Origin of the sequence: Blastococcus xanthinilyticus (genome assembly GCF_008124835.1) — a bacterium.
GTDB lineage: Bacteria > Actinomycetota > Actinomycetes > Mycobacteriales > Geodermatophilaceae > Blastococcus > Blastococcus xanthinilyticus.
In genome coordinates this window covers 42795-51505 of record NZ_VNHW01000020.1, presented here as the reverse complement: position 1 = coordinate 51505, position 8711 = coordinate 42795, and the positions used below count along the sequence as shown (strand labels likewise).

At 73.2% G+C, this 8711-nt stretch carries 12 protein-coding genes; all 12 read right to left on the bottom strand.

Going from position 1 to position 8711, the window contains the following annotated elements:
• Positions 1-171: 171 nt before the first annotated feature.
• Entirely contained in the window at positions 172-462 is a 291-nt protein-coding gene (locus BD833_RS21080; RefSeq protein WP_166535128.1) for a hypothetical protein, read from the bottom strand.
• Positions 462-794 carry a BppU family phage baseplate upper protein gene (locus BD833_RS21075; protein WP_166535127.1) on the bottom strand — a complete coding sequence of 111 codons (333 nt, stop codon included), beginning with the start codon at positions 792-794 and terminating at the stop codon, positions 462-464. The genes BD833_RS21080 and BD833_RS21075 overlap by 1 nt, the downstream gene beginning before the upstream one ends.
• A 12-nt stretch (positions 795-806) precedes the next feature.
• Positions 807-2504, bottom strand: a complete 1698-nt coding sequence (locus tag BD833_RS21070) for an SGNH/GDSL hydrolase family protein (protein WP_166535126.1) — start codon at positions 2502-2504, stop codon at positions 807-809.
• Between the two features lie 4 nt (positions 2505-2508).
• Positions 2509-2919, bottom strand: a complete 411-nt coding sequence (locus tag BD833_RS21065; RefSeq protein WP_166535125.1) for a hypothetical protein — start codon at positions 2917-2919, stop codon at positions 2509-2511.
• A gap of 186 nt (positions 2920-3105) precedes the next feature.
• The gene (locus tag BD833_RS21060) at positions 3106-3939 is read right to left on the bottom strand and encodes a heparin lyase I family protein (protein WP_166535124.1); all 834 of its coding nucleotides are present in this window, start codon (positions 3937-3939) and stop codon (positions 3106-3108) included.
• Positions 3939-5003 (bottom strand): hypothetical protein, encoded by a 1065-nt coding sequence (locus BD833_RS21055; RefSeq protein WP_166535123.1) that lies wholly within the window; start codon positions 5001-5003, stop codon positions 3939-3941. Before BD833_RS21055 ends, BD833_RS21060 begins: the two co-directional genes overlap by 1 nt.
• Positions 4996-5499 carry a DUF1353 domain-containing protein gene (locus BD833_RS21050; RefSeq protein ID WP_166535122.1) on the bottom strand — a complete coding sequence of 168 codons (504 nt, stop codon included), beginning with the start codon at positions 5497-5499 and terminating at the stop codon, positions 4996-4998. The genes BD833_RS21055 and BD833_RS21050 overlap by 8 nt, the downstream gene beginning before the upstream one ends.
• Positions 5499-5768, bottom strand: coding sequence for a hypothetical protein (locus BD833_RS21045; protein ID WP_166535121.1), 270 nt, complete (start codon positions 5766-5768; stop codon positions 5499-5501). The genes BD833_RS21050 and BD833_RS21045 overlap by 1 nt, the downstream gene beginning before the upstream one ends.
• A gap of 14 nt (positions 5769-5782) precedes the next feature.
• Complete coding sequence (locus tag BD833_RS21040; RefSeq protein WP_166535120.1) at positions 5783-6121, bottom strand: hypothetical protein; 339 nt, start codon at positions 6119-6121, stop codon at positions 5783-5785.
• Complete coding sequence (locus tag BD833_RS21035) at positions 6118-6552, bottom strand: hypothetical protein (protein WP_166535119.1); 435 nt, start codon at positions 6550-6552, stop codon at positions 6118-6120. Before BD833_RS21035 ends, BD833_RS21040 begins: the two co-directional genes overlap by 4 nt.
• A 19-nt stretch (positions 6553-6571) precedes the next feature.
• Positions 6572-7612: a hypothetical protein gene (locus tag BD833_RS21030; RefSeq protein ID WP_166535118.1), complete on the bottom strand. Its 1041-nt coding sequence runs from the start codon at positions 7610-7612 to the stop codon at positions 6572-6574.
• A gap of 70 nt (positions 7613-7682) precedes the next feature.
• Positions 7683-8711 (bottom strand): hypothetical protein, encoded by a 1029-nt coding sequence (locus tag BD833_RS21025; RefSeq protein WP_166535117.1) that lies wholly within the window; start codon positions 8709-8711, stop codon positions 7683-7685.

The following is an 8711-nucleotide window of genomic DNA, read 5'->3' as shown; positions in this document are numbered from 1 at the left end:
AGGCTCAGACGCCAGACCTGCCGGAGGTCACCACGGATCAGATGTCGATCTTCGACGACCTCGGCGGCGTGTGAGCAACGTCATGAACTACTACAGCTAGGTCCCGAAGGGCGAAGGTGATGGTGCGTTTGTCGATGTGTTCTCGGATCGGCCCGAAGCGCCCCTTCTGGGCTACTCCAGCGTCACCGTCTCGGTCTCCCGGACCCGCTCGCCGTCGACGGTGTTGAGGGACAGGGCCAGCTCGTAGGTGCCGGCCGGGAGCTCGACGGCGAGCGTGCCATCGACGACCTGCGCGGTCACGGCGGCGGCGGTGACGACGGTGCCGCCGTGCTCGGCGCGCTGAGCGCCGGTGATCCGCACGGATCCGCGTAGCGGCCGGCGCAGGGCATCCAGGTAGGTGCGCTCGAGGTGGGCCAGGCCGGGGACGGTGGTGTGCGGCTGGGGGAGGGCGTCGGCGGGCATCAGAGGTCGTCGTCCAGGTCGGCCAGCACGTCCACCGTGTGGTAGGTCAGCGTGGGGAAGGTCTGCCGCTTGCTGTCGGGCCAGGTGACCTCCCACTCGGCCTCGTACTTGCCGGGGACGTCGGTGTCGCCGGCGGCCCAGTCGTAGCGCACGACCCCGGCGGTGGCGTCGACGATGACGGCGGCCGCGTTGACCTTGATCGGGCCGCCGGACACGGCCCGCATGATGAAGTCGGCGGTGGCGCCCGTCAGGTTGACGGGCTTCCCGGCGGTGGCCAGTGACGCCTGGATGGACGGCAGCCGGTCGCTGCTCTTGATCGTGAAGTCGGCCAACGGCTCGTCCTCTCAGGTGGTGTGCAGGGTCGCAGTCGAGCGCCCGTCGCCGGCGAGCACGGCCGTGCCGAGGTGCGGGGCGAGGGTTGCGGCGCTCAGGTGCGCGGCCACGGCGGCGGTCACCGCGGTGTGCGTGATCTGTGCCTGCGGGCCGGTGACCGTGCCAGCGGCCTGCAGGGTGGAGGTGGGCGCGGTGAGCGCGCCGGACCCGGCCAGCCGGACGGTGGCCGCGCCGGCCAGCGTCGGGGCGGGGGCGGTGAGCGCGCCGCCCCCGGTGACGGTGTCCGGCTGCGGGGTGGTGACGCTGCCCGAGCTGGCGAGCACGGCGGGCGCCGGGGCGAGCGCGCCCGCGCCGGTCAGAGTGACCGACGCGGCGGCGGCCAGCGACCAGCCGGCCGCGGTGAGGGTGGCCGTGCCGGTGATGGTCAGCTGCCCGGAGGCCTGCACCGATCGGGCCGGCGCGGTGAGCGCGCCGGACCCGGCCACCGCCAGGGCGCCGGTCCCGGACAGGGACGCCGCCGCGGGGGTGAGGGCGCCGCCGCCGGTGGCGCGCAGCTGCCCGGAGCCGGCGAGGGTTCGCTGCGGCGCGGTCAGCGCACCACTGCCGGTCGCGCGCAGGGTGCCGGCCCCGGCGAGAGTAGGCGCGCCGGCGGTCAGCGCACCACTGCCGGTGACCGCCGAGGCGGGGGCGAGGAACGCCTCGACCTCCGCCGCGATGGTGGTGTGCCCGTCGGCGGTGGGGTGCACGCCGTCGAGGGTGGGCACCGCACTGATCTGGAGGAATTCGGCGCCCTGGGCGGTGGCCACCGACTGCATGGCCGTCACGAAGTTCGCCCACGGCTCGACGACCGCGGCGGGGCTGTCGGTGCGCGCCGGGTAGGCGACGATGAGGAAGTCGGGGTCGACCGCCGCCGCAGCCTTCGTGTCGGTGATGATCTTCGTCAGGTCGGTCTGGAACTGGGCGCTTGTGCGTCCGTTGGCCCAGTCGTTGTAGCCCAGCGGGAGGATCACCAGGTGCGGCGCGATCGCGGCGATCGTCGCCGCGTGGGAGGTGTTGTTCGGGCTGCGGTTGGCGTAGTCCTCGGCCTCCCAGCCGGAGTGCCCGGCCTCCCACATGCGCACGCCGGTGGACTCGTCGCCGTCGTACACGTACGCGCCGGACAGCAGCACGATCTTGCCGCTCGTGTTGGTCAGCGTGATGGTGTGGCTGCCGCGCGCGAGCGCCGGGGACAGCCAGGAGCCGCCGCCGGCCGGGGTGGAGCTGGTGAACCCGGTGGCGGTGTTGACCGAGACCGCGGGACCGCCGTCGATGGAGATGCCGACGACGCCCGTGTTGACGCTGCCGGCCCACATCACCTGGATGCGGGTGCCGGTGAAGGTCAGCGACTGGACGATGCCGCCGGACACGAAATGGTGGTGCCGGTGCCCGAGCCCGTACTGGGGGGCCAAGTTCGGGGTGCCGCCGGTGAACGTCCACCGGTCCACGACACCGCTGGACACGTAGTAGGAGGGCACGTAGCCCTCGCCGCCGGGCACCCCGGCGGGCTGCCAGCGGGCCCGAAGACGCGCGGTCAGCTTGGCCAGCCACCCGTTCTCCGTGCCGACGTCGCGGGCTTCGGCGACCGAGTCGCCCGGACCCCCGATGATGTCCAGCGGCCCGGTGCCCGCTCGCGCGGCGTCCCGGCCCGCGTCGAAGCGGGTCAGCGACACGGGATCAGGCGGGGACGCTGTAGGTGATGGCGTTCAGGTCCACCTCGACGCCCGCTGAGATGGTGGTGGTGACCAGTGTGATCGCGCCGGTGCCGCCGGTGGCCGAAACATCGCAGTCCATGACCGCGACGTTCGCCGAATCGAGGAACCGCGCCCACGTTGCGGTGCCGTCGGCGACACCGGTGACCGCGACCGGGTCGATGATGGTGTCCACCCCGTTGGACGCGCTGGTGGACGCAGGGTCCGGGAGCGCCACCGTGGCCAGCAGCGTGCCCGTGGCGGCCGAGTTGGGTCCGGCGGGCATCCCGCCGGAACGGATCTCGATCTTGCCGGGGCCGGTGCCGGCATCCAGCATCCCGACGACGGTGTCGGCGATCGCGTTGCGGACGGCGGTGGAGTGGCGCAGGACGGGCATGGGGGCAGACCTCCACGGTCTCGAAGGGCGAAGGGGGTAGTGCGTGGCGGGGGAGTGGGTGACCCGAAGGCCGCCCTCTGCGCGGCGTCGAACGCGCCGCCTGTTGAGCCGGCCGAGCTCGTCGGCGCAGATGGCCGCCTCGGCGACGACCTGGCGCTGCTGGCCGGGCGGGCCGGCCGCGGGGGATCAGACGAACGGCGGAAGGTTCTCCACGGCGTCGCGGGTGGATCCCCACCGCAGCGGGCCGTGGGTGATGAAGTGCTGCCGCTGGGTGCCCGCGGCGGAGTAGATGCCCTGCTTGATGTAGATCGTGTCGCCGGTGTAGAGGTTGGCGTCCGCGGCGCTGTGCAGCAGCACGCCGTTGCGGTACACCTCCACCAGCCCGGTCGCCGGGTCGTCCGACCAGACCTGGTGCACCATGAACCGCGACCAGGCGCCCTTCACGATGGGGCCGAGGTTGTAGGTCTTCTCGTACTGGGCGTCGCCGGAGACGGCGCCCCCGCTACCGCCGCGGACCCACAGCATCAGGTTCTCGTTGACGTCGGACCACAGGCCGACGTTCGGGTTGCCGCTACCCGCCCCGCCGTGCCGCCACTGCGTGAAGATGAGGAACTGGTTGTTCTCGTCCCAGTTGAAGTCGGCCGGGAAGAAGGTCGGCCACGCCCACCACTGCTCGGATCCGACGGTGACGCTGCCGGACTGGGCGATCGAGGCGCGCACCTCCGATCGCAGCGTGCCCGACGTGCCGCCCCAGCCCGTGTCGCCGGGCTGGACGTTGAACCGCAGCGCACGGGCGAACCCGAGGCCCTGGCTGCTGACGTCGAGGATCTCCCGCTGGTCGGTGCGCAGGCCGTGGAACTCCGACCACGGGTTCGGCACCGGGTCCGCGCCGACGGCGAGGGCCTCGTAGTGCCACACGCGGGCCGGCGCGGGGGCCGGGCCGGCCGCAGGCGCGCCGGACAGCAGGTCGACGACCCGGGGGACGCCGCCGACGGTGATGCGCGCCAGGCGGGAGGCCATCAGGCCGCCTCGAGCGTCAGGCCGCCGACGTACCGGTAGCCACCCCACCCGGAGCCGTTGGTCAGCGACCCCGTGGTCGGCACCGGGCCGCCGCCGAGGGAAGCGGTGGACCAGTCGGCCGTGAGCCGTGAGTCGGTGATGACGCCCGTGCCGGCCACCCGCAGCTGCACGATGTTGTTGTTCGCCCACACGAACAGGGCGTAGTCGCCGGTCGTCAACTCGAACGCGCCCAGATCGATGTGCATCGACCCGGCGACCGCCGGGATCGCACCCGAACTCTTCACGATCTCGAAGTCGGTGCCCCCGGGGCCAGACAGGCGCACGACCCCGACCTGGATGCTCCCCGAGGCCGTGCCGATCCCCAGGTTGATCCAGCGGTAGGCGCGCCTCCCCACGAAGGAGAAGCGCATGAAGCTGGTGTAGCCCGCGCCGGGCCAGGTGGCGAACCCCGGGGTGGCGAACACCGCGGCCGGCGGGACGATGACCATCGGCCCGGGGATCCCGACGTCCTCCGGGGTGACCGCGGTCGAGTCGATGTCGAGGGTGGCGACGGAAGTGCCGTCCACGGTGACCTGTGTGCCGCCGCCGGTCCCGCCGGTGCCGCCGTCCGGGAGGTCGGCCAGGGTCGCGGCGAGGGCGGCCGGGGTGACCGCCGTGGTGGTCTCGGTACCGGTCTTGGTCGACGCCGTGGTGGCGAGCGCCACCACGCCCTGAGCCTCGGTCGTTGCGGCCGGGAGACTGGCCAGGGACTGCGCCGCGGCCGCCGCCGAAGCCGAGGCCTCCCGGGCCGCCTGCTGGGCGTCCAGGGCCGCCGAGATGGCCTCGATGGACACGGCGGGCAGCTCGACCGACCCGAAGTCCAGCACGCCGTCGGGGATGTCGGCCTTGAACGCCTGGTGGGCGCCCTTCGGGCCGACGGTGATGCTGGCCAGCGGCGAGCCGTTCAGGTCGTAGATCGGCGCGGGGGTGCCGTCGCTGGCCCGGAAGGTGCCCGTGGCGCCGATGGCGAAGTCGCCGCTGGCCTCCACCAGGACGGGCGCCGGGCCGTAGGTGAAGTCAGGCACGGCTGCTCCTCGCGATCAGGCGGGCGGCGCGGTCGGCGACGCGGACGGCCGTGACGGCGGCGGCCAGTCCGGCTGCGGTGATGCCGGCTACGGCGGGGGCGTCTCGCCACCAGCCGGCGCGGCGGGCGGGGTTGGCCAACGCACCCCAGCGGACCCCGGTCCACATGACCCAGCGGGTGACCGGGCCGACGCCGGCCTCGCGCATGACCCGCCGGAACAGGCCGTCGGTCTCCCGGGCGTTCACCGGCGGCCGGCACCAGCAGCGGCGGTGCGCGGCCAGCTGGACGCACAGCCAGTCGTGCAGGACGGCGGCCTTCTCGTAGGCGCCGTGCGGCGGTAAGACCGCCCAGAACGCGCGGGGCACGGTGGCGAGGTCGGTGGCGAACCCGGCCGGCACCGCGATGTGGTCGTGTGCCCCGCGGTAGTCGGTGGCGCCCACGGTCTCGTACTGGCCGCAGCCGGCGTACCGCAGCTCCGGGCCGGAGAGGAACGGCATCAGCGGTTCACGTGCCGGGCGTAGTAGCCCGCGGCGAACGGCAGTGCCGCGCCGGCGGCCAGCCCGACCATGGACACGATCGGGAACGGGACCTCGGGTGGGACGTCGCCGTTGAACCACAGCTGGTCGGTGATCCACACGACGAACGCGGTGACGACGCCCGCTGCTCCGCCACCGACGGTCGCTGCCTTCACTTTCGGCTCGATCGGGTGCCTGACCGGGGCGTGGTCCGCCTCGCCGGGCTGCTGCGGGGTCACTTCGTAGGGCATGGCAGCTCCTGCCGTCAGTGGGTGAGCGCGTCCGGCCACGGCGGGGGCGGCGGCTCGTTGCGCTGGTCGATGTGGTGGCGGAGCGCGGCTACGTAGTCCAGGAGGACCCGCTCCCGCACCTCAAGGCCACCAATGCGGGACAGGGCGTTCGCCAGCAAGGCGTCCATGCGCTCCCGGTCGGCGTCGGCCCGCTCCCACGCCTTGTCCCGCTCCTCCTGCGCCTGGTCGATCATCTGCTGCGCGCCGTCGGTCCGGTGCTTCCGCGAGTTCAGCCGGTAGGTCAGCCAGCCGATCAGCCCAGCCCCGGCCGCGGGCAGGGTGGTGCCGAGGATCTGCGCCGTGTCGAAGCTCATCGGCGCTGCTTCGTCGGTGGGTTCACGCACCTGCCCCAGCAGATGATCAGGGCCGCTAGGGAGCCCCACGCCACCCCGGACGTCCACTGGCGGGTGAGGTTCCCGTCGGCCACGGCGAGGATCGACCAGTGCACCAGGTAGGCGAGCGACCACAGCGACGTCATGACGACGAGCGGCCACACGTCGTGGTGGGACTGTGGTGGGGTGAGGGCCTGCGCGACCGCGTAGGCGCCAGCGGCGATCCAGAAGATGCCGCCGACCTGGATGGGCACGTAGGTGCCGAGGGCGTCGAGGGCGCCGGGCAGTCCTGCGGTGCGGGGCACCAGGTAGCCGATGCCTTGGGCGATGGCGGCGACACCGAGGAGGAGCAGCCCGGTGCCCCAGGGGCCCCCCGTGCCGATCCGGTGCTGCTTGCGTGCGGTGGTCGGCACGACGACGGTCCTCTCCGCGTCAGGAGACGGAGCCGGTGGCGGGGTCGCCGTCGCGGGCCCGCCGGTCCTGCTCGTCGGCGACGGCGTCGGCGATGGCCTGGACGTCCTCCGCGGTGAGCCGGCCCAGGAACGAGGGCAGCGCGGCGCTGATCTGCCGGCCCACCTCTTCCTCGTCCACGATCACCTCGACCGGGCGGCCCGCGGCCTGCGCGGCCTCGTCCCCGACGTACATGGCGTGCAGCAGCGCGTTGCGGGCGCTGATCGGGGCGAACGGCTGCCCGGCCTCCTTCGCCGCCTCGACGTCGCGGGGGATCGGCGAAGCGAAGATCGACGCGTCCCACACCTGGGTGCGGATCGTGTCGCCGCTGGTCTGCCCGAGGAGCGCGTCGACCTTCGCCTCCAGGGCGTTGAGGTACGTCGGGAGCGTGATCTCGGCGCCGTAGGTGTTGGTGAACCGGTCGGTGTTCAGGTCCATGTCGTCCTCCTCGCCGGCCATGACGGCCAGGCACTCGGTGATGAACTCGTCGAACGGGAACTCGGCGGGCGGTCGCACGCCGGGGTCGGTGCGGCGGCCGGGGTCGCGGTCGCCGTGGTAGATGAAGCCGGACATGCCCGCGTCGGACTGGGCCTTGGTGATGCGCCGCAGCTCGGTCAGCGGGGCTCCGACCGAGCGCCGGTAGTCCTGCTGCCGCTTGAACGCGATCGCGCCCTGGCGGAGGAACGCCCGCCGCTTGGCGGGGGACATGCGCGCCCAGTCGGTGGTGGCGCAGGCGAAGGAGATGGACAGCGCCCAGTTGTTGGATCCGGTGCCGTCGTGGTACGCGCCGTGGTGGTACTCGACCAGATGGATCGCGGAGTCGGAGTCGACCAGGTCGTGGTACGAGCCGGCGGTGGTGCGGGTGCGGATGAAGTTGGCGACGTTCTCGGCGCCGGTGTCCGGACCGACCGAGTCCATGATCGATTCGGCGGTGTGGAGGACGGTGCAGCCGGTCAGCGAGCGGTTCCGCTTGGCGTACCACTGGCGGACAGCAGGAGGTCGTTCGGTCAGGTAGGCAGCCACGGGCACCTCCGGGCAGGGGTAGGGCCCCGCCGCCCGGGGCGGGCGCGGGGTGGAGTAACTGGGACGGGGATCAGGTGGCGTAGACGACCGCGGAGAGCTTCCGCTGGTAGGGGGTGATGTAGCCGAGCGCCGAACCGAAGCCGGCCGCGGCGACCACGTAGATCCGGTGGGTGCCGGTCAGCACCGCGCGCGAGGGCAGCGACGTCAGGTTGAAGTGCTGCGCGTTGGATCCCTCCAGCCAGCGGCCGCCGTTCTGCAGGGCGAGCACCTCACCGTTGGTGGCCGAGTCCAGGCGCAGCTGCAGGTCCCAGCGGGTGCTGGCCTGCGTGGACCCGGCCTCGCAGGCCGCCAGCGCGGCCACCCGGTACGGGATCCCCGGGTCCGGGATCGCGATCTCCCCGAGGATCTGCGGGTTCGCCCCCCACACGTCCCGCGCGGTGCCGTCGTTGGCGTTGGGCAGGTCGTACCAGGCCCCGTCGTGATGGGCGACGGCGCCGCCGGAGGTCCGCGCCCACGTAGGGACCCCGGAGGAGTCCAGCTGCCGCCGGTAGGTCACCGCGCCCTGCTGCAGCACCGTCCCGAGGGGTGAGGAGATGGGCAGCGGCGCGCCCTCGGGCAGCTCCAGGCCGGGCGCCAGGCGGGGGAACAGGCGGCGCAGCATGGCCTGGGACAGCGACTGGCCGGGCTGGCGGGTGATCGCCCACAGCGGCAGGTCTTCCACACCGGGGGCGGCGTCGTCGTAGTTGGGCAGCCCGGTGGCGGTGCCGGCGATGCGGGCCAGCCGGACCGGGCCCGGCTCGCCCTTGAACTCGGGGTCGTAGCGCAGGGCGATGATGTCCGTCCGCGCCGTCCCCGACGCCACCGGGATCGTCAGCGGCTCGGTCTCCCCGGCCGGGATGCGGTGCACGAACCCGGCGACCCGGGCGATCGACCGCTGCGTCGTGGAGCCGACCCGCAGCACGTCGGAGTCGGTGGGCAGCGTCACCCGGTAGGCGGTGCCGTCCAGGTCGCGGAGCACCCCGGCTTCGTCGCCGAAGCTGTCCCGCCAGTCCAGGTCGGACAGGTTCACGCCGACGAGCGGCGCCGACGACTGCGGCAT